This is a genomic window from Mesorhizobium sp. (genome assembly GCF_017306585.1).
Taxonomy (GTDB): domain Bacteria; phylum Pseudomonadota; class Alphaproteobacteria; order Rhizobiales; family Rhizobiaceae; genus Mesorhizobium.
Window position 1 is genome coordinate 1 of record NZ_JAFKIC010000117.1, and the last position, 19,617, is coordinate 19,617.

The 19,617-nt window shown below is 65.0% G+C and carries 18 protein-coding genes; 13 read left to right on the plus strand and 5 right to left on the minus strand.

Annotation, left to right across the window (positions count from 1 at the left end):
* Positions 1-82: 82 nt before the first annotated feature.
* Genes J0I79_RS08435 through J0I79_RS08450 form a run of 4 tightly spaced genes read left to right on the plus strand, consistent with a single transcriptional unit; the run spans position 83 to position 3,361 of the window.
* The gene (locus J0I79_RS08435; protein ID WP_292856398.1) at positions 83-964 is read left to right on the plus strand and encodes a branched-chain amino acid ABC transporter permease; all 882 of its coding nucleotides are present in this window, start codon (positions 83-85) and stop codon (positions 962-964) included.
* Positions 961-1,923 carry a branched-chain amino acid ABC transporter permease gene (locus tag J0I79_RS08440; RefSeq protein ID WP_292856400.1) on the plus strand — a complete coding sequence of 321 codons (963 nt, stop codon included), beginning with the start codon at positions 961-963 and terminating at the stop codon, positions 1,921-1,923. The genes J0I79_RS08435 and J0I79_RS08440 overlap by 4 nt, the downstream gene beginning before the upstream one ends.
* Positions 1,920-2,645, plus strand: coding sequence for an ABC transporter ATP-binding protein (locus J0I79_RS08445; protein ID WP_292856402.1), 726 nt, complete (start codon positions 1,920-1,922; stop codon positions 2,643-2,645). Before J0I79_RS08440 ends, J0I79_RS08445 begins: the two co-directional genes overlap by 4 nt.
* On the plus strand, positions 2,642-3,361 hold the full coding sequence (locus J0I79_RS08450) for an ABC transporter ATP-binding protein (RefSeq protein ID WP_292856404.1): 720 nt from the start codon (positions 2,642-2,644) through the stop codon (positions 3,359-3,361). Before J0I79_RS08445 ends, J0I79_RS08450 begins: the two co-directional genes overlap by 4 nt.
* Here the strand turns inward: J0I79_RS08450 and J0I79_RS08455 are convergent, their stop codons facing one another.
* Both J0I79_RS08455 and pncA read right to left on the minus strand, forming a co-directional pair.
* Complete coding sequence (locus tag J0I79_RS08455) at positions 3,362-4,804, minus strand: sodium:proton antiporter (RefSeq protein WP_292856406.1); 1,443 nt, start codon at positions 4,802-4,804, stop codon at positions 3,362-3,364.
* Positions 4,805-4,962: 158 nt separating this feature from the next.
* The gene (gene pncA, locus J0I79_RS08460) at positions 4,963-5,577 is read right to left on the minus strand and encodes a bifunctional nicotinamidase/pyrazinamidase (RefSeq protein ID WP_292856408.1); all 615 of its coding nucleotides are present in this window, start codon (positions 5,575-5,577) and stop codon (positions 4,963-4,965) included.
* Positions 5,578-5,864: 287 nt separating this feature from the next.
* Here pncA and J0I79_RS08465 point away from each other — a divergent pair, with 287 nt between their 5' ends.
* The 9 genes from J0I79_RS08465 to J0I79_RS08505 all read left to right on the plus strand — a co-directional run bounded on the left by J0I79_RS08465 (position 5,865) and on the right by J0I79_RS08505 (position 15,621).
* A complete protein-coding gene (locus tag J0I79_RS08465; RefSeq protein ID WP_292856410.1) occupies positions 5,865-6,728 on the plus strand; it encodes a xanthine dehydrogenase family protein subunit M in 864 nt (287 codons plus the stop codon).
* 17 nt (positions 6,729-6,745) lie between these two features.
* On the plus strand, positions 6,746-9,619 hold the full coding sequence (locus tag J0I79_RS08470) for a molybdopterin-dependent oxidoreductase (protein WP_292856540.1): 2,874 nt from the start codon (positions 6,746-6,748) through the stop codon (positions 9,617-9,619).
* Complete coding sequence (locus J0I79_RS08475) at positions 9,616-11,154, plus strand: 6-hydroxynicotinate reductase (protein WP_292856412.1); 1,539 nt, start codon at positions 9,616-9,618, stop codon at positions 11,152-11,154. Before J0I79_RS08470 ends, J0I79_RS08475 begins: the two co-directional genes overlap by 4 nt.
* A gap of 2 nt (positions 11,155-11,156) precedes the next feature.
* Positions 11,157-12,041 (plus strand): UPF0280 family protein, encoded by an 885-nt coding sequence (locus J0I79_RS08480; protein WP_292856542.1) that lies wholly within the window; start codon positions 11,157-11,159, stop codon positions 12,039-12,041.
* Positions 12,034-12,618, plus strand: coding sequence for an amino acid synthesis family protein (locus tag J0I79_RS08485; RefSeq protein ID WP_292856414.1), 585 nt, complete (start codon positions 12,034-12,036; stop codon positions 12,616-12,618). Before J0I79_RS08480 ends, J0I79_RS08485 begins: the two co-directional genes overlap by 8 nt.
* Entirely contained in the window at positions 12,615-13,076 is a 462-nt protein-coding gene (locus tag J0I79_RS08490) for a MarR family transcriptional regulator (protein ID WP_292856416.1), read from the plus strand. Before J0I79_RS08485 ends, J0I79_RS08490 begins: the two co-directional genes overlap by 4 nt.
* A 216-nt stretch (positions 13,077-13,292) precedes the next feature.
* Positions 13,293-14,105 (plus strand): basic amino acid ABC transporter substrate-binding protein, encoded by an 813-nt coding sequence (locus tag J0I79_RS08495; protein ID WP_292856418.1) that lies wholly within the window; start codon positions 13,293-13,295, stop codon positions 14,103-14,105.
* Positions 14,106-14,243: 138 nt separating this feature from the next.
* Positions 14,244-14,912, plus strand: coding sequence for an amino acid ABC transporter permease (locus J0I79_RS08500; protein WP_292856420.1), 669 nt, complete (start codon positions 14,244-14,246; stop codon positions 14,910-14,912).
* Entirely contained in the window at positions 14,899-15,621 is a 723-nt protein-coding gene (locus J0I79_RS08505; protein WP_292856422.1) for an amino acid ABC transporter ATP-binding protein, read from the plus strand. The genes J0I79_RS08500 and J0I79_RS08505 overlap by 14 nt, the downstream gene beginning before the upstream one ends.
* A gap of 77 nt (positions 15,622-15,698) precedes the next feature.
* Here the strand turns inward: J0I79_RS08505 and J0I79_RS08510 are convergent, their stop codons facing one another.
* From J0I79_RS08510 to J0I79_RS08520, 3 genes are read right to left on the minus strand one after another with little or no spacing between them, the layout of a single operon-like run.
* Positions 15,699-16,667: a substrate-binding domain-containing protein gene (locus J0I79_RS08510; protein ID WP_292856424.1), complete on the minus strand. Its 969-nt coding sequence runs from the start codon at positions 16,665-16,667 to the stop codon at positions 15,699-15,701.
* Entirely contained in the window at positions 16,664-17,977 is a 1,314-nt protein-coding gene (locus J0I79_RS08515) for an ABC transporter permease (protein WP_292856426.1), read from the minus strand. The genes J0I79_RS08510 and J0I79_RS08515 overlap by 4 nt, the downstream gene beginning before the upstream one ends.
* The gene (locus tag J0I79_RS08520; protein WP_292856428.1) at positions 17,974-19,560 is read right to left on the minus strand and encodes a sugar ABC transporter ATP-binding protein; all 1,587 of its coding nucleotides are present in this window, start codon (positions 19,558-19,560) and stop codon (positions 17,974-17,976) included. Before J0I79_RS08520 ends, J0I79_RS08515 begins: the two co-directional genes overlap by 4 nt.
* Positions 19,561-19,617: the final 57 nt, after the last annotated feature.

A 19,617-nucleotide genomic window follows, 5' to 3' on the forward strand; every position in this document is an offset into this window, starting at 1 on the left:
AGCTGCCAATCTCCCCCCTTGAGGGGGAGATGTCCGGCAGGACAGAGAGGGGGGCCTCGCGCCTCCCTAACCGGGTAGCCTCATGCACTTCGGCCCCCATCTCCTGCTCGCCACCCTCGAGGGCCTCGTCACCTCGGCCGTGCTGGCGCTGACGGCGCTTGGCCTGTCGCTGGTGTTCGGCGTCATGCGCGTCGTCAATGTCGCGCATGGCGAGTTCTTCATGCTCGGCGCCGTGCTCGCCTGGGCGATCTCGACAGCGGTCTCGGGCCATCCGGCGCTTGGCTTCCTGGCGGCACTGGTGATCGCGCCGCTGATCGTCGGCGCCATCGCGCTGGTCGCCGAGCGGCTGGTGCTGCGCCGGCTCAACTACAATCCCGAAGCCACTATCGTCGCCACCATCGGTATGCTCTACATCATCCAGCAGCTGGCGCTGACCTTCTATGGTCCGGAGGCGCGCCCTGTGGAGCCACCGTTCAGCTACCGCATTCTTCTGCCATGGTTCGGCTATTCCGGCTACAAGCTGTCCATCATCGCCGCTTCCGCGCTGCTGCTCACCGCGACATGGCTGGTGCTGACGCGCACCAGGATCGGTCTCGTCATGCGCGCCACGCAATATGACGCCGAGACGGCGCAGGCGTTCGGGATTCCGGTCGGCCGCGTCTATGGCGGCGTCTTCGCGCTCGGTGCCATGCTGGCGGCGGTCGCGGCGGTGCTGATCGTGCCGATCAGCCAGGCGCACTATCTGATGGGACAGGATCCGCTTCTGCTCTCCTTCATCGTCGTCATCATCGGCGGCCTCGGCTCGCTGCGCGGCACCGTGGTCGCCGCCGTGCTGATCGGCCTCTCCGACGGCATCATCTCGATGTTCTTCTCGCCGACGCTGGCCAAGATCATCGCCACGCTGGTGGTCGCCATGGTGCTGGTGTTCCGCCCGCAAGGCCTGTTCGGAACGGCGTCGCGATGAGCGAAGCTTCGCCGGCAAAAGCCTACGGTCTGCATCTCGGCGTCATCGCGCTGCTTTTCCTCATGAACTTCGTGCTGCCCGATTATTATCACGGCCTGCTCGCCCGCATCATGGTGCTGGCCGTCTTCGCCATGGGCTACAACATCCTGTTCGGCTATGTCGGCCTGCTCAGCCTCGGCCATGCCATGTTCTTCGGCGCCGGGCTCTACGGCGCCGGCCTTGCCATCATCCAGCTTGGCTGGAGCGTGCCGGCGGCTTTCGCTGCCGGCCTTGCCTGCGGTGCCGTTCTGTCCCTCATCATCGGCCTGCTGGCGCTACGCACCACCGGTGTCGCGTTTATGATCGTCACCATGATGTTCGCGCAGGTGTTCTATCTCCTGATCCTCTATTTCGCGACGTGGACCGGCGGCGATCAGGGCCAGGTCGTGCCGCAGCCGGCGCGGGTATTGAACTTCGGTGCGACTTCGCTTGACCTCACCAATCCGACAGTTCGGTACATGAGCGCGCTCGTGCTGTTTTCGGTCGTACTTCTGACCACTCTGGCTATCGTCCGCTCCCGCTATGGCCGGGTGCTGGTGGCGATCCGCGAGAACGAGGAGCGGACGAAGATGCTGGGCTTCGACACTTTTTCCAACAAGCTCTTGGCGGTGGCGATCTCGGGGACCATCTGCGCCGCCTCGGGCGCCGCCTATGCGCTGCTGTTCGGCTATGTCGGATCGAACTTCGCCTCGGTGCAGTATTCGATCCTGCCGCTGCTCTGGGTGCTGCTCGGCGGCGCCGCCACGACGCTCGGTCCGCTGATCGGCACGCTGTTCATGTACTACGTCATCGACATCACCAGCGGCTACACATCGGCCTATCTGCTGATCGTCGGCGTGGCGCTGATCCTGCTGGTGCTGTTCTTCCCCAAGGGCATTCTGGGCACCATCCGCCAGCGCTGGCTCCGGTGGCTGCCATGACGCCGCTGTTGATCACCAAGGGCCTGTCGCGCAGTTTTGGCGGCCTGCGCGCGGTCGACAATGTCGACTTCGCCCTGATGCCGGGCGAGATCCGTGCCTTGATCGGTCCGAACGGCGCGGGAAAGACCACCTTTGTCAGCCTGGTCAGCGGCCGCATCCAGCCATCGTCAGGCGCGGTCGTCTTCGACGGCGCCGACGTCACCGGCCTGCCGGCCTATGTCAGGGTCCGCCGCGGCATTGCCTACACCTTCCAGATCACCAGCGTGTTCGCCAACCTCAGCGCCTATGACAATGTGGCGCTGCCGGTGCAGCGCACGTTGAGCGACAACCGCTCGAAAGGCGCCGTGCGCGACGGCGTCATGACGGCGCTCGAGCGCACCGGCCTGGCGGAACGCGCCCGCACACCGGCCGGGCAATTGTCCTACGGCCATCAGCGCCTGCTGGAGGTGGCAATGGGGCTGGCGCTGAAGCCGCGCCTGCTCATCCTGGACGAGCCGACGCAGGGGCTGGCCGACAGCGAGATCGACAATTTCATCACGCTGGTGCGCGAGATCGCCGAGAATGCCACCGTGCTGCTGATCGAGCACAACATGCCGGTCGTCATGCAACTGGCCGACCGCATCACCGTGTTCAATGCCGGGAAGATCCTGGCCGAGGGCACGCCGGAGCAGATCCGCGAGAACGCGGCGGTGCAGGAAGCCTATCTGGGAACGGCGCCATGACCGAGGCGATGTCCCAGGCTCTCACCATTTCGGGACTGGACTGCTTCTATGGCGAGGTCCAGGTGCTCTATGGCCTCGACCTCGAGCTGAACCGGGGCGAAGTGCTGTGCCTGTTCGGCCGCAACGGCGCCGGCAAGACGACGACGCTGAAGGCGATCATGGGTCTGGTTCCAGCGCGCACCGGCTCGATCAAACTGGCGGGCCAGGAATTGACCGGCCTGCCGGCACATGACGTGCCGAAGGCGGGCGTCGCCTATGTCCCCCAAGGCAGACGGCTGTTCGCCGAAATGACGGTGGCCGAAAACATCGAAATCGGGCTAATGGCGCGTGGCAAGGGCAAGGCGGTGCGCGACAATGTCCTCGATCTCTTTCCCCTGCTGCGCCAGCGGCTGCGGCAACGCTCCGGCACCTTGTCGGGCGGTGAGCAGCAGATGCTGGCGATGGCGCGCGCGCTGTGCCTGGAACCGCAAGTGCTGCTGCTCGACGAGCCGACCGAAGGGCTAATGCCGTCGATGATCGCGAAAATCCGCGAGACGGTGTCGAAGCTGCGCGACATGGATGTCTCGACCATCCTGGTCGAACAGCGCGTCGATGCGGTGCTATCGGTCGCCGATCGGGTTTGTTTCATCGAAAACGGCCGCAACCGCGAGACGGTCGATGTCGAGGCGCTGCGCGCCGATCCGTCGGCGGTCAGGCGCTATGTTGGCGTGGGCTGATCAGCCGAAGAACAGGAAGCCCGCGACTACGAAGGTCGGGATCAGCACCAGCCCCGACCAGGCCATGTATCCGAAAAAGCCCGGCATGGCGACGCCGCGCTGGCGCGCGATGGCGTAGACCATGAAGTTGGGCGCATTGCCGATATAGGTGTTGGCGCCCATGAACACCGCGCCCGCCGAGATTGCCGCCAATGTCGAGGCGAATTCGGTCATCAGGTGGTGCGGGTCGCCGCCGGCAAGCTCGAAGAACACGAGATAGGTCGGCGCATTGTCGAGGAAGGACGACAGCGCACCGGTCAGCCAGAAATAGGCGAGGTCGTTGGGCGTGCCTTGCGCCGAGTTGACGAGCGCGACCAGTGGCGCCAGCGCGCCATCGTGCCCGGCCCTGAGGATGGCGACCACCGGCACGATGCAGATGAAGATGCCGGCAAACAATTTCGCCACTTCCGCGATCGGCCCCCAATTGAAGCCGTTCGCCTCGCGGTATTCCTTGCGCGAAACCGCCAGCGAGACGAAGGCGAGCGCCAGGATGACGGCGTCGCGGACCAGGTTCTGCAATTCCAGATTGACGCCGTGAATCGAGAGGCTCACGCCGGGCTTCCATGTCGCTGACAGAAGAATGGCGCCGATCACGCCGGCCAGCAGCGGCAGGTTAGGAAGGCCGCGAATGCGCACCTTCGAGTCCGGTGTCGGATCCTTGATCTTGGGCGCGCCGGCTTCGCGACGGTGCAGGATGATGTCGAGGGCGAGGAACACCGCCAGCACGACGCCGCCGGTGAACAACGTCTCGCGCCAGAGATTGGTGGTGGTCCAGAAGAAGTCGACGCCGCGCAGGAAACCGACGAACAAAGGCGGGTCGCCAAGCGGCGTCAGCGAACCCCCGATGTTGGAGACCAGGAAGATGAAGAAAACGACGACATGGGCGTTGAACGGCCTGGCGTCGTTGGCGCGGATGATCGGGCGGATCAGGATCATCGAGGCGCCCGTCGTGCCTATCACCGAAGCAAGCAGCGCGCCGGTCAGCAGCAGCCCGGCATTGACCAGCGGCGTGCCATGGATGTTGCCGGCGACCAGGATGCCGCCCGAAATGGTGAACAGCGCGAACAACAGGATGATGAAGGACATGTATTCGGTGAGCAGCGCATGCAGCACCGCCCCGGTTGCCGAAGGCACGCCAAAGGCAAGCGCCAGCGGCACGATGACCAGCGCGGCCCACAGCGCCGCGATCTTGCCGTAGTGATGTTCCCACACGTGGTGGAACAGCAGCGGTCCGGTGGCGATGGACAGCAGAAGGCCGCCAAAGGGCAGCGCCCACCACAGCGACATCGCGGCGCCGGGCAGTTCGTGAGCGTCGGCGGCAAGAGCTTCTGCAGGGAACAGCACGGCGAGAGCCGTGACGCATATCGCCCGCAGGGGGAACGAATATGAAAAAGGCCCCCTCATCCGGCCGCTACGCGGCCACCTTCTCCCCGAGGGGAGAAGAGGCTTGGCGCAGACGCTTGCCGTCTCCTCTCCCCTCGGGGAGAGGTCGGATTGCCGCGAATTGCTCTTTGCAATTCGGTTGGCGATCCGGGTGAGGGAGCCATTTTCCAAAGGCCGGTTCAGTCTGTCAGATGATCTTCGAGCGTCACGCCGGCTTCGCGCATGCGTGCGATCATCGCCTCAAGGGACCCGTTGAGATCGATGGCGCGGCAGGCATCCAGCCGCACCGTCGTCCTGAAGCCTTGCCTGACGGCATCGAGCGCCGAATAGGCGACGCAGTAGTCGGTGGCGAGGCCGACCAGGGTAATGGTGTTGATGCCGCGCTCCCTCAGATAGCCGGTAAGGCCTGTCGGCGTCTTGTGGTCGTTCTCGAAGAAGGCCGAATAGCTGTCGATGTCGGGCCGAAAACCCTTGCGGATGACGAGTTCGGCCTTGGTCCAGGCAAGGCCAGAGTGGAAATCCGAACCGAGACTGCCCTGGATGCAATGGTCCGGCCACAGTGTCTGCGGCCCGTAGGCCATCTCGATCGAAGTGAAGGGCTGCGCGCCCGGATGGCTGGAAGCGAAACTGGAATGGCCGGCGGGATGCCAGTCCTGCGTCAACACGACATGGTCGTTGCGCCGGATCATGTCGTTGACCAACGGCACGATCTCGTCGCCGCCGGTCACCGCCAGCGCTCCACCAGGGCAAAAGTCGTTCTGAAGGTCGATGACAACAAGCGCTTCGTCGGCCATTGGGCCTCCTTCTTCTCTGTGTTGGGCTCAGGCTCCAGTAGAAAGATGCCGCTGACGCGACCGGACGCAGAAACTTGACCAGATGAACGGCCGCGTCAACCTCCGGGGACATAACAATCGCGTTGTGGCCGGGATGACGGCGCCAACTCTGGCTTTGACAAATTCCGCCAGCTTGATATCATTTGCATACGAATGAATTTCCGGCTCTCGCGCCGGCAAGATCATCCCGGGGCAAACACCCCGGAAGGGCCGATTTCGGGGAAGGCCCCTCTTTTGGGAAGGCAGGCGTGATCCGTTACGCGAAACCCACCACGGTCGAGGAGGCGCTCGCGCTGCTTGGCGAGGGCGCGTGGCGTATCCTTGCCGGCGGCACCGACTTCTATCCGGCGCAGGGCGCTAGGCCGTTCCGCGACAATGTGCTCGATATCAACGCTCTCGCCCCGCTACGCGGTGTCGCCGAGACGGACGATCATTTCGTCATCGGCGCGCGCACGACATGGACCGACATTATCCGCCATCCCCTGCCGCCGGCCTTCGACGCGCTGAAACAGGCGGCACGGGAAGTGGGCTCGCCACAGATCCAGAACGTCGCTTCCGTCGCCGGCAATCTCTGCAACGCCTCGCCGGCCGCCGATGGTGTGCCCGGCCTGCTCGTGCTCAATGCCGAGGTTGAACTGCGCTCAGCGGCCGCGACGCGCCATCTGCCTTTGTCCGAATTCATTCTCGGCAACCGGCGCACGGCCCTGGCGCCTGGCGAGATGGTGACGGCGATCTGTATTCCCAAGCCTGCCGCGAGCGGCACGTCGGCCTTCGTCAAGCTCGGCGCGCGGCGCTATCTGGTCATTTCCATCGCCATGGTGGCGGCGCGGCTGACGATCGAGGACGGAACTGTCACGCACGCGACTGTCGCCGTCGGATCATGTTCGGCCGTCGCCAGGCGGCTTGCCGCTGTCGAGGCCGGATTGGTCGGGTTGCCGGCCGATCGCGGCCTTGGTGATGCCGTCCAGTCAGCGCCGATGGCTGAACTATCGCCGATCGCCGATGTGCGCGGCAGCGCGGAGTACCGGTTGGACGCGGTGCGGGAGATCGTGGCCCGGGCCGTGCTGATGGCCGCCGATCCGACGAACGAGCATATGGTGGCAGTGGCATGAGCAACACTCAGCCGGACATGAGCCGGGTTCCGGCTGACGATGCTCTGCTCGGTAGGGGCCGGCCCGAGCTCGGGCGCGCCGACATCGCCTTCGCGGTCAATGGCGCCGCTGTCTCCGTCAACGTGCCGCCGCTGCGCCGGCTGTCGTCCGTGCTGCGCGACGAATTGCGGCTCACCGGCACCAAGGTCGGCTGCGACGCCGGCGATTGCGGGGCCTGCACGGTGCTGGTCGACGGCGCTCCCGTCTGCGCCTGCCTTATGCCGGCGGCGTCCGTGTCCGGAGCGGCCGTAACGACGGTCGAAGGGCTCGCCAATGGCCGGTTGTCGGCGCTGCAGGCCTCGTTCCTCGCCCATGGCGCGGCACAATGCGGCATCTGCACGCCGGCGCTGCTGGTCGCGGCGACCGCGCTGCTGGAGAAGGCGCCCACGCCGACCGAGATCGAGGTACAGGATGCGCTGGGCGGCATATTGTGCCGCTGCACCGGCTACCGGAAGATCATCGCGGCGGTGATGGAAGCGGGAAGATACGAACTGGCAATGAGTGGCGCCGCCCCTCATCCGCCTGCCGGCACCTTCTCCCCGTTGAACGGGGAGAAGGGCGAAGCTATCGGCCTCGATCGCAGGATGCCTCTCTCAGGCAATGCGGTAGGCTCCTCCCCGGTCAGGCTCGACGGCATCCCGAAAGTCACTGGCGACGAAAAGTTCGGCGGCGATTCCTTTCCCGCCGATGCGCTGGCGGTGCTGGTCATCCGCTCCCCGCACTACCACGCCAGATTCGCCTTCGGCCACCTCGACCGGTGGGTTAAAGCGCATCCAGGCATCGCCGGCGTCTTCACTGCAGCCGATATTCCGGGAAAAAACTGTTTCGGCGTCATCGGCCCGTTCGCCGACCAGCCGGCGCTGGCCGAAGGCTTTGCCCGGCTGCGCGGCGAGGCGGTGGCGCTGGTCGCCGGCGAACGCGAGGCGATGCTCGACCTCGACCTGTCGGATTTCCCGATCCGGTGGAGTGAGCTACCGCATTTTCTCCACCCCGCCGAGGCGAAGGCCGAAGGCGCGGCGCTGATCCATGAAAGCCGTCCGGCCAATTTGTTGACGAAGGGCTTTGTCGAACGCGGCGACCCAGAGGCGGCGCTTGCCGATGCGGCCATCACCGTGACGGGCGCCATCGAAACCTCCTATGTCGAGCACGCCTATATCGAGCCGGAAGCGGGCCACGCCTATCTCGACGGCGACACGCTGGTCATCGTCGCCTGTACGCAGGCGCCCTACATGGACCGCGACGACACCGCCAAGGTGCTCGGCCTTGCCGTCGACAAGGTGCGCATCGTGCCGACCGCGACCGGCGGCGGCTTCGGTTCGAAACTCGACGTTTCATTGCAGCCGCTGATCGGCCTGGTGGCGCTGAAGACGGGGCGGCCGGCAGCCCTTGCCTACACCCGCAATGAATCGATGATGTCGACCACCAAGCGCCATCCCGCCGAGATGAAAGCCACGATCGGCGCCAGCGCCGATGGTCTTGTCACCGGCATGGTGTTCGCGGGCGATTTCAACACCGGCGCCTACGCCAGCTGGGGACCGACGGTCGCCAATCGCGTGCCGGTGCATGCGTCCGGACCCTATGCGACGCCCAACTACCGCGCCGAAGGCCGCGCCATCCATACGCATGGGCCGATCTCCGGCGCCTTCCGCGGTTTCGGGGTGCCGCAGGCGACGATCATGCAGGAGACGCTTTACGACGAGCTGGCCGGAAAGCTCGGCAAGGACCGCCTCGATTTCCGTCTGAAAAACTGCCTTCGGAACGGCTCCGAAACGGTTACCGGGCAGCGTCTGGACTCCGGTGTCGGCATCGCCGAATGCCTCGAGGCGCTGCGGCCGCATTGGGCGCGCGCAACGGCGGACGCGGACGCCTTCAACCATATCCATGCGGATACCAAGCGCGGCGCCGGCGTGGCATCGTGCTGGTATGGTTGCGGCAACACCTCGCTGCCCAACCCGTCGACCATCCGCGTCGGTATCGCCGCCGATGGCGTGGTCGTGCTGCACCAGGGCGCCGTGGACATCGGCCAGGGCTCCAACACCGTCATCACCCAGATCTGCGCCGACGCGCTCGGCCTGCCGCTGGAGACATTCCGGCTGAGGAGCGCCGACACGGCGATCAGCCCCGACGCCGGCAAGACGTCGGCCTCGCGCCAGACTTTCGTGACCGGCAAGGCAGCTGAAAAGGCCGGACGCGCCCTGCGCGACAAGATCCTGCGCTTCGCCAACGTCTCGGAGAGAGCATCCCTCCGGTTGGACGGTCCGGCGATCGTCATCCATGAGGGCGAGGCGACGCGCCATATCGACCTTGCCGCGCTCGACACGGATGCCGACGGCTTCGTCTTCCGCGCCGAGGAGACCTACGACCCGCCCACCCTGCCGCTGGACGCCAAGGGCCAGGGCAAACCCTATGCCGTCTACGGCTATGGCGCGCAGATCGCGGAGCTCGAGGTCGATCTCAAGCTCGGCACGGTGAAGCTCTTGAAGATCACCGCCGCGCACGATGTCGGCAAGGCGATCAACCCGCTGCTGGTCGAAGGCCAGATCGAAGGCGGCATCGCGCAAGGCATCGGCATGGCGCTGATGGAGGAGTATATCCCCGGCCGCACCGAGAACCTGCACGACTATCTCATCCCGACGATCGGCGACGTGCCTGACATCAAGACCATCCTGGTCGAGGTGCCGGATCCCGAAGGGCCGTTCGGCGCCAAGGGCCTGGGCGAGCATGTGCTGATCCCGACGGCGCCGGCAATCCTCAATGCCATCCGCCATGCCACCGGCGTCCTGGTCACCAAGGTGCCGGCGACGCCAAGCCGCATCCTGGCGGCGATCCGCGACAAGGAGGCACGCGCATGAGCGAGCTTGCCGAACGTTTCGAAACCCATGATCCCGGCGAGAAGCTGGTGGCGGAAAAGATCCGCTGCGATGCCTGCCCGGTCATGTGCTACATCGCGGACGGCCGCACCGGCGCCTGCGACCGCTATGGCAATGTCGCCGGCCGCATCATGCGCATGGATCCGCTGACCATCCTCGACCACGCGGCCGGGACCGGCGCGGCGATGGTGCCCTTCGTCGCCGAGGGCGAGACGTGGAACGGCGAACTGGTCAACACAGGCCGCCGTTTCGTCACCGCGATCGGCGCCGGCACCACATATCCGGATTACAAGCCGGCGCCGTTCATCGTCAGCCAGGAGGTCGAAGGCGTCGACCTCGTCACCGTGGTGACCGAAGGCATTTTTTCGTATTGCGGCGTCAAGGTGAAGATCGACACGGATCGGCATATCGGACCGGAAACGGCTGTCGTGCGCTCGCAGGGCGAGGCGATCGGCCATGTCACGACCGGCGAATACGGCTCTCAGATGCTGTCGCTTGGCGGGGTGCATCACCTGACGGGCGGTTCGAAGGCGGAAGGCCGGGCGACCTGCGATGCGCTGCTCGACCTGTGCAACCGCAAACCGGTGGAACTGACCATCGATGGCGGCGCCACCATAACAGTCGAAACCGGCAAAGCACCTGTCATAGATGGCAAGCAGGAACACCGCATGCGCGTCGGCTGCGGCTCGGCCACGATCGGCATGTTCGCCACGCAATGGCGAGGACTGGTCGACGAGGTGGTGGTGGTCGACGACCACATCACCGGCGTCGTTTCCGAGCACCAGGCCGGCAAGGTGCTGGGCTGGCAGGATACGGGGATAAAGATTATCGGGCGTCGTTCGACGCCGGGCCGCTATTTCAAGGTCTCCGAGCCCGGTCTCGGCTGGGGCGGCACCAGCATAGACGACCCGCTGTCGATCCTTGGCGACTGGAACGCCAAGAAGGGCGCGCGGCCGGGCCTGTCGCTGCTGATGGTTTCGACCACCGGCGAGCAGTTCGCCTATTACGAGCTCGACGACGATCTGAAGCCCGTCCAGAAACCGTTTCCCGACCGGCTGCAAAAATCGGTCAACCTGATCGAGGACAATTGCGAGCCGGCTCTCTGCACCGTGCTGTTCATCGGCGGCGCCGGCGGCTCGCTGCGCGCCGGCGTGACCGAAAACCCGGTCAACCTAACCCGTTCGGTACAGGGCCTGAAGACCTATGTCACGGTCGGCGGAGCGCCTGTCTATGTCTGGCCGGGCGGCGGCATCACGCTGATGGTCGATGTCACAAGGGTGCCGGAAGGCGCCTTCGGCTATGTGCCGACGCCGGCGCTGGTGGCGCCGATCGAGTTCACCTTGCGTCGCGACGACTACATCAGGCTCGGCGGCTACGAGGCCGAGATCCGCAGCGTCGCGGACATCGTCGCCAAAGGCGGCGAATACCTCAATGCGCGGCAAGGCAGTGGTGCGCCATCAGGCAATCCCTGGCCGCCGTTGGCGCAATTGCGGCGTGCCGCGCCGAACGGGGCCTGATGATGGAGGGCCCGCAGGCACACTGGCTGCAGGACGGCAAGCGGCTGCATCTCAACCATGGGCCGATCGACTTGATCGTCGAGGCCTTTGGCGACGCGGATGAGTGCCGTCTGGCCTATGAGCAGGCCGTTACGCGCTTCCAGACGATCCTGCTCGAACTGGTCGAAGAGCTTCCGGAACTGCGGCTGCCGGCGTTTTTCCTGGCGCCGCGCAGCTTCGCCGGCCCGACGGCGCGCCGCATGGAAGCTGCCGTCATGCCGCTGGCGGAATGTTTCATCACGCCGATGGCCGCCGTCGCGGGATCGGTAGCCGACGAAATGCTTGCCGCGCTGCTCGCCGGCCGCAAGCTCGACCGCGCCTATGTCAACAATGGCGGCGACAGCGCGCTCCACATCGGCAAGGGCCGGTCGATGGGGCTGGCGGTCGCCGGCACCGGCAATGGCATGGCCGACCGGATCACGATCCGCGCCGAGGATGGCGTGCGCGGCGTCGCCACCAGCGGCTGGCGCGGCCGCTCCTTCTCGCTGGGCATTGCCGACGCCGTCACCGTGCTCGCCCGCACCGGCGCCGAGGCCGATGCGGCGGCGACGCTTATCGCCAATGCGGTGGATCTGCCCGGCAATCCCGCCATCAGCCGCATTCCCGCACGCGACCTGTCGCCGGACAGCGACCTTGGCGCGCGGCTGGTGACACAAGGCGTCGGCACGCTTGCGCCTGGCGAAGTGGCTCGGGCGCTGGACAATGGCCTTGCCGTCGCCGAAGATTTCCGCCGGCGCGGCCTGATCGCCGCATCGGCGCTGTTTCTTGCCGGGGAGGCCCGTATCAGCGGCTCGGTCTCACTCGCCGCGCCCAAGAAGAATCCGAGGGAGGAAGTTGCCCATGCCTGAGTTTCCGATCCGCAAGATCGCGGTGCTGAGCGAAGAGATCTTTCACGAAGGCGGCCCGGCCGTGGACGTGCCGCGTCGACGCGCGGCGGCGATGGCCGTGGTGAAAAACCCGTTCGCCGGGCGCTACGTCGAGGATCTGCAGAGCGCGATGGAGGATTTAAAGCCGCTCGGCCTGCTGCTCACCGACCGGCTGATCGCCGCGCTTGGCGGCGATGTGAAGCAGATCGACGGCTACGGCAAGGGCGCCATTGTCGGCACGGCGGGCGAACTGGAACACGGAGCGCTCTGGCATGTGCCCGGAGGCTACGCCATGCGCGAACGTCTGGGCGACGCCAAGGCGATCGTGCCGTCGGCCAAGAAAGTCGGCGCCTTCGGCTCGAAGCTCGACGTCCCGATCGGCCACGTCAACGCCGCCTATGTGCGCAGCCATTTCGACGCCATGGAAGTGGGCATCAGCGACGGCCCGCGCCCTGACGAAATCCTGTTCTGTCTGGCCATGACCTGCGGGCCGCGCATCCACAACCGCATGGGCGGCCTGACGGCCGATCAGATAAAAGCCTGGGACGGGCTGCGGTGAGCGCCGAGGACAATCTGCTCAAGCTGGTCGAGGCCGAAGGGCCGGACGATCAGGATTACCTCCTGCAGGAGCAGGTCGGCTTTATCCTGCGCAAGGCGCACCAGCGCCATGTCTCGATCTTCGCCGGCCGGATCGGCGACCTGACGCCGCCGCAATTCGCGGCGCTGGCCAAGCTGCGCGATGTCGGCGAGACCTCGCAGAACCAACTCGGCACGATGATCGCCATGGACGCGGCGACGGTGAAGGGCGTCATCGACCGGCTCAAGGCGCGCGGCCTTGTCGAGCTGTCCAAACATGAAGTCGACAAGAGGCGGCTGCTGGTCAATCTGACCCCGGATGGCCGCGCGGCGATCGAACGGCTCATCCCGCTCGCAAGGGAGATCACGCAGGAAACGCTGGCGCCGCTGACCAGCAAGGAAATCGCCACGTTCATGAAGCTTCTGGCCAAGCTGGCTTGAGGCATCATCCGCCAGCTCGCTTGACCGCCGGCAAAAGGGCGGCCACGCCAGACGTGGCCCAATCCAAAACGCAAATGTGAAGCATCTCCAAGTCTTGACTTGGGTCCCCGCCGATCCAGATGGCTCTGGACGGGCCCAGAGTTCATGCATTCAAGCAGCACTCCCCATCGTTGACTTGCTCGACGCTGACGAATGCCCGCCGAAAAGGAGACATCCGTGAAAAACAAGTCGCTCATCGTGCTGGCCACGTCATTGGCTTCCGGCCTCGTGCTGTCATTCGGAGCAACCTCGGTGGCGGTCGCGCAGAGCGCGACGACGATCGTCGTGGGCGCCGATACGACCTTCCCGCCGTTCGAAACCGAGACGAATGGCGAGGTCACCGGCTTCGACATCGACATGATCAAGGCGATCGCCAAGGCCGAGGGCATGACGGTCAGCCTGAAGACGCTGCCGTTCAACGGCATCATCCCGAGCCTGCAGGCCGGCTCGATCGACGCCGCGGTCGCCGGCATAACGATCAAGACCAGCCGCATGCAGAATGTCGAATTCTCCGACGCCTACTACAAGTCGGGCCTGTCGGTGCTGGTGAAGCAGGATTCCGACATCAAGGGCTTCGATGACCTGAAAGGCCATGTGGTGGCCACCAAGAAGGCAACATCATCGGTCGACTATCTGACCGGTCACGGGTTCGCGCAGGATTACATCAAGCAATTCCAGAGCATCGACGCCGCCTACCAGGCGCTGGAGACCGGCGGCGCGGATGCCGTCATCTTCGACAATCCCGTCAACGTCAACTTCATGACCGCTCACAAGGACACCAAGACCGTGGGCCCGCTGCTGACAGGCGAGTATTACGGCATCGCCATCAGCAAGCAGAAGCCGGAACTGGTCGAGAAGATCAATGACGGTCTCGCCAAGATCAGGCAGAGCGGCGAGTACCAGAAGCTGTTCCAGACCTATTTCGGCGGCGATACCAGCGGCGTGGTCAACGACGTGCAGAAGCCGGCCGCCGTCGCGATTTCCGGCTGAGCATCGCCAGGTCGTCTGAAAGGCAGATAGCTCGGCCTCCCGACCGCCCGTCAGGTGAACGCAAAGCCCGTGGATCAACACCACGGGCAGCGCGCCTCCGGCGGGCAGGCCCGGGACTAGACATCCAAGGCATTGCTCATGGACCCCATCCGGCAAAACCTACCCGTTCTCCTCGACGGCCTACGGCTGACGATCCAGTATTCGGTCGTCGCCATCATCCTGATGGTGGTGATCGGCCTCATCGCGGCGCTGATGCGCCTGTCGACGGTCGCGCCGTTGCGGTGGATCGCCACCGCCTATGTCGAGATTTTCCGGTCGACGCCGCTGCTGGTGCAGTTGTTCTTCATCGTGCTCGGATTGCCGGCGATCCTGCCCGTCAACCAGTGGTTCGGACAGCTGACCTATCCCATCCTGGCGGCGGCGATCACGCTCAGCCTGAACGAAGGCGCCTACGTCACCGAAATCATCCGCGCCGGCATTCTGGGCGTCGACCGGGGCCAGAAGGAAGCCGCCCAGAGCATCGCCATGAACGGCTTCCAGACGATGCGCTACATCGTGCTGCCGCAGGCGTTCAAGCGCATGATCCCGCCGCTGGTCAACCAGGCGGCGCAGACGATCAAGGACACCTCGCTGCTGGCGCCGGTCGGCATTGCAGAACTGGTCTACAAGGGCGAGATCGTGATCGCCGAGACGTTCGCGTCCTTTGCCATATGGGGCCTGATCGCGGCTCTCTACTTCGTCCTCATCTTCTCCTTGTCGAAATTCGCGTCCTACCTGGAGAGGAGGCTTCAAGTTGATAAACGTTAAAGACCTTCACAAATCCTTCGGCCACAACGAGATCCTGAAGGGGATCAGCACCCATGTGGAGGAGAAGGAGGTGGTCGTCGTCATCGGCCCCTCGGGAAGCGGCAAGAGCACGTTTCTGCGCTGCCTGAATGGATTGGAGACCGCGACCAGCGGCGAGATCGAGATCGCCGGCATGACGCTTACCGATCCGAAGACCAACATCCACACGCTGCGGCAGCATGTCGGCATGGTGTTCCAGCAATTCAATCTCTTCAAGCATCTGACCATTCTGGAGAACGTCACGATCGGGCCGCGCAAGGTGAAGAAGGTGGCGCAGGCGCAGGCTGACAAGGTCGCGCGCGAATTGCTGGCCAAGGTCGGGCTGGTGGGCAAGGAAGCGAGCTATCCGGACGAATTGTCCGGCGGCCAGCAGCAGCGGGTGGCGATCGCCCGCTCGCTGGCGATGGGCCCGAATGTCATGCTCTTCGACGAGCCGACATCGGCGCTCGACCCCGAAATGGTGGGCGAGGTGCTGCAGGTGATGAAGACGCTGGCGATCGAAGGCATGACGATGGTCGTCGTCACCCACGAGATGGGCTTCGCCCGCGAGGTCGGCCACCGCGTGATCTTCATGGATGACGGCCTGATCGTGGAGGAGGGAGCGCCGAAGTCGCTTTTCTCCGATCCGCAGAAGGACCGCACGAAAGGTTTCCTGGCTAAGATTCTGTAGGCGGCAGCGGAGCAGGAGGCTCGCAAGCGAAGGGGGCAGGGCGACGCCCTGCCCCCGACGTTCCTATCGCGGGTGTCTCAGAGGCCGTTGTCCTTCAGGATCTTGCCGGCGTTTTCCTTGGTGACCTTCTCGGTCGGCAGCGTGATGGTCTTCTCGACCTTCTCGCCCTTGAGGAACTTGATCGCCTGGCGCAGGCCTTCCGCACCGGGAGTGACATAGGTGAAGGTTGCCGTCAGTTCGCCCTTGTTCACCATCTGGACGCCTTCATTGGGCAAGCCGTCGATACCGATGAACTTGATGTCCTTCTCGCGGCCGACATCCTTGGCGGCGAGATAGGCGCCGTAGGCCATCGGATCGTTGTGACCGTAGACGAGATCGATCTTCTCGTTGGTCTTCAGCGCGTTGGCCATGATGTTGTAGGCCTGGTCCTGCTTCCAGTCACCCGACTGCTGGTCGAGCAGGTACTTGATGCCCGGCTCCTTGTCGGTGAATTCGTGGAAGCCGTCATGACGGTCATGCGCCGGCTGGGTGCCCATGCCGCCCCAGATCTCGACGACATTGCCCGCCGCCTTGCCCTTGCCGCCGAGCAGTTCGACGGCATATTCGCCGGCCGCGCGGCCGATCAGCGCGTTGTCGCCGCCGACGAACTGCGTGTAGTCCTTGGTGTCGACATTGCGGTCGAGCACGAAGACGGGAATCTTGGCGTCGATCGCCTGCTGGACGACGCCGGTCAGGCCGGCGGATTCCTTCGGCGACACCAGAAGCGCATCGACTTCCTGACGGATCAGGTTCTCGACGTCGGCGACCTGCTTTTCGGTCTTGTCCTCGCCGTCGGTGATGATCAGCTCGACTTCGGGATGCTTGGCGGCTTCGGCGATGATGTCCTTGTTGAACTGGGCGCGCCACGGCTCGATGGTGGTCACCTGCGAAAAGCCGATCTTCCACTTCTTGTCCTGGGCATAGGCATGACCGGTGGAGAGCAGCGCGGTCGTGGTCAGCAACGCCGCGCCGAATGCGGCAAGCCTGAGCATGTCACGTCGTTTCATTTCTTGTTTCCTCCGAGATTGAGAGACGGTGTCTCTTGCGACGGCCGTTTTGCCGCGGCCGTTTCCTTGTGCGCTGCGCCGGGCAGCCGCAGATAGGCGAGGAGATCCCCGGCATTGCGCTCCTGGACGAGCACGGTGCCGATGATGATCAGCCCTTTCAGCACCAGCTGAAGGTTCGAATTGATGTTGTGGAGCTGCAATATGTTGGACAGCAGCCCGAAGATCAGCACGCCGCAGAAGGTACCGATCAGGCTGCCGCGCCCACCCATCAGGCTGGTGCCGCCGATGACGACGGCGGCGATGGCATCGAGCTCCAGCCCAGCGCCGGCATCGGGCTTGCCCTGCCGGTACTGCGCCACATAGAGCACGGCGGCGATGCCGGCGAGCAGGCCCGATATGGCATAGGTGGCGATCTTGACCCGGCCGGCGGCGATGCCCGAGAGCCGGGCCGCTTCTTCATTGCCGCCGATGGCATAGACATAGCGGCCGAACGGCGTGAAACGCAGCACCGCGCTGTAGATGACGATGGCGCCGAGGAAGAACAGGCCGGGCATCGGAATGACGCCGAAGACCAGCGAGCGCAGCAACTCGAAATCTTCGGTGGCGTTGGAACCGGTATAAACCGGCAGCACCGCATTGTTCTGGCCGGCGGTCAGCCGGGCGATGCCGAGCGCCGTCACCATCATCGCCAGAGTGACGATGAAGGGCTGCAGCCGGCCGGCGACAATGATGAAGCCGTTGATGGCGCCGAACAGCAGGCCGACGCAGGGCGCCACCAGCAGCACGCCGAGCACGCCGAATTTCGGCTCGATCTGCGGCAGCAGGTACCAAAGCGACAGGCAGCACAGCACCACGCCGACGATCGCGGGCGCGGCCAGTCCGCGAGCATGGTCCAGCCTGATGTCGCGCCCGGCGGCGTCAGGACCGGCGCGGGATTTTTCCAGGTTGAGGAAGATGAAGCGCGTGACGACAAAGCCCAGGCAGAGCACCACAATGGCGACGGTCGGCACGCCCAGCACGACGCCCGGCGTCACGCCCGGCACCGTCAGCAGCATGGCGCAGACCACCGAGCAGATGGCCATCAGCGAGCCGACGGAAAGGTCGATGCCGCCGGTGATGATGACCGCCGTCATGCCGGTGGCAATCAGGCCCGTGGTCGACACCTGGCGCAGCACGTCGAGCAGGTTGCCATAGGACAGGAAGATGTTGTTGCCCTTGGAGCTGATGGGCGAACCCAACACGCCGATCAGGAAGATGGCGATCAGGCCCCAGTAGAGCTTGGTCCGCGACAGGAGTTTCAATGCGCTCATGCGGCTGGTCTCGAAAGGGTCCGGCGGGGCGCGGCAAGCCGCATGACGGCCTCCTCGCTCGCCGCGTCGCGGGACAGGATGCCGGTCTGGCGGCCGTCGGCCATCACCAGGATGCGGTCGGAAAGATGCAGCAGTTCCGGCAGTTCGGAACTGATGACGGCAATGGCCAGCCCGTCGCGCGCCAGTTGGAAGATGAGGTCGTAGATTTCGCGCTTGGCACCGACATCGATGCCGCGTGTCGGCTCGTCGAGCAAAAGCACGCGCGGCCTTGTCGCCAGCCACTTGCCGATGACGACCTTCTGCTGATTGCCGCCCGACAGCGTGCCGGCCGGCTGGTCGATGCCCTGGCAGCGTATGCCGAGCGCCTTGACGGCCTGCCGCGCCAGCCCTTCTTCGCCCGCCAGCGAGCGGATGCCGAAGCGCGCCAGCGACCCGACCAGCGGCAACGCCACATTGTCGGTAATCGAGGCCTGCAGATGCAGGCCTTGCGTCTTGCGGTCCTCGGTGACGAGCGCGATGCCCAGCCGCCTGGCGTCGCGCGGCGAGCGGATGTCCACGATGTGGCCGTCGAGCCGAATCTCACCGCCGGCGCGGCCATCGCCCGAGCCGAAGATCGCTTCCATGATCTCGGTGCGGCCAGAGCCCAGCAGACCGCCAATGCCGAGGATTTCGCCGGCGGCCAGATCGAAGCTCACGCCTTCGATCACCGGGCGCCAGCCCTGGCGGTCGGGCTTCGACAACGACAGGCCGCTGACGGAAAGCACCGTCCCGCCGCCGGACGCCCGCTCGCCTTGGGAGGATGCGAGCAGGTCCCGTCCGACCATGGCCGAGATGATGGCATTCTCGTCGAGTTCGCTCATCGGCCGCGTCAGCACGTGGCGCCCGTCGCGAAACACGGTGACGCGGCTGGCCAGATGCATCACCTCGTCGATCCGATGCGAGATGTAGACGATGGCGACACCGCTTTCGGAGAGCTGGCCGATAATACGGAACAGCCGCTGGCACTCGGCCGGCGACAGCGCCGAGGTCGGCTCGTCCATGATCAGGATGCGCGCCGACATCGACAGCGCCTTGGCGATCTCGACAAGCTGCTGTTCGCCAACCCGCAAGGCGCCGACGCGCGCGTCGGGATCAAGCTCGATGCCGAGCCGCTGCAAAAGCGCGCTCGCCGCGCGGCTGCTCGCCTTGCGGTCGACGATCAGGCCGGCGATCAGCTTCTCACGGCCGAGGAAGATGTTGTCGGCGACGCTCAGTTCCGGCACCAAGTTGAGCTCCTGGTGGATGATGGCGATGCCGGCGTCCTCGGCGTCGCGTACGCCGGCGAAGCTGACCGGGCGGCCGTCGATGCTGACCGTTCCTTCGTAACCCGTGTAGACGCCGGAAAGGATCTTCATCAGCGTCGACTTGCCGGCGCCGTTCTCGCCCATCAGCGCATGGACCTCGCCGCGCCGCAGGTCGAAACCGACATCAGACAGCGCCACGATGCCGCCGAAGCTCTTGGAAATATGCCGCGCGCTCAGGACGGTGTCCGAACGCTCCGATGCCGCATCGCGGGTCGAGGAAAGGGAACTGCGCTGCTCCATGACAATCGCGGCCTCCCTTCCGTCTTTGTCAGCGTCCCAAACGCTAATCTAAACGTT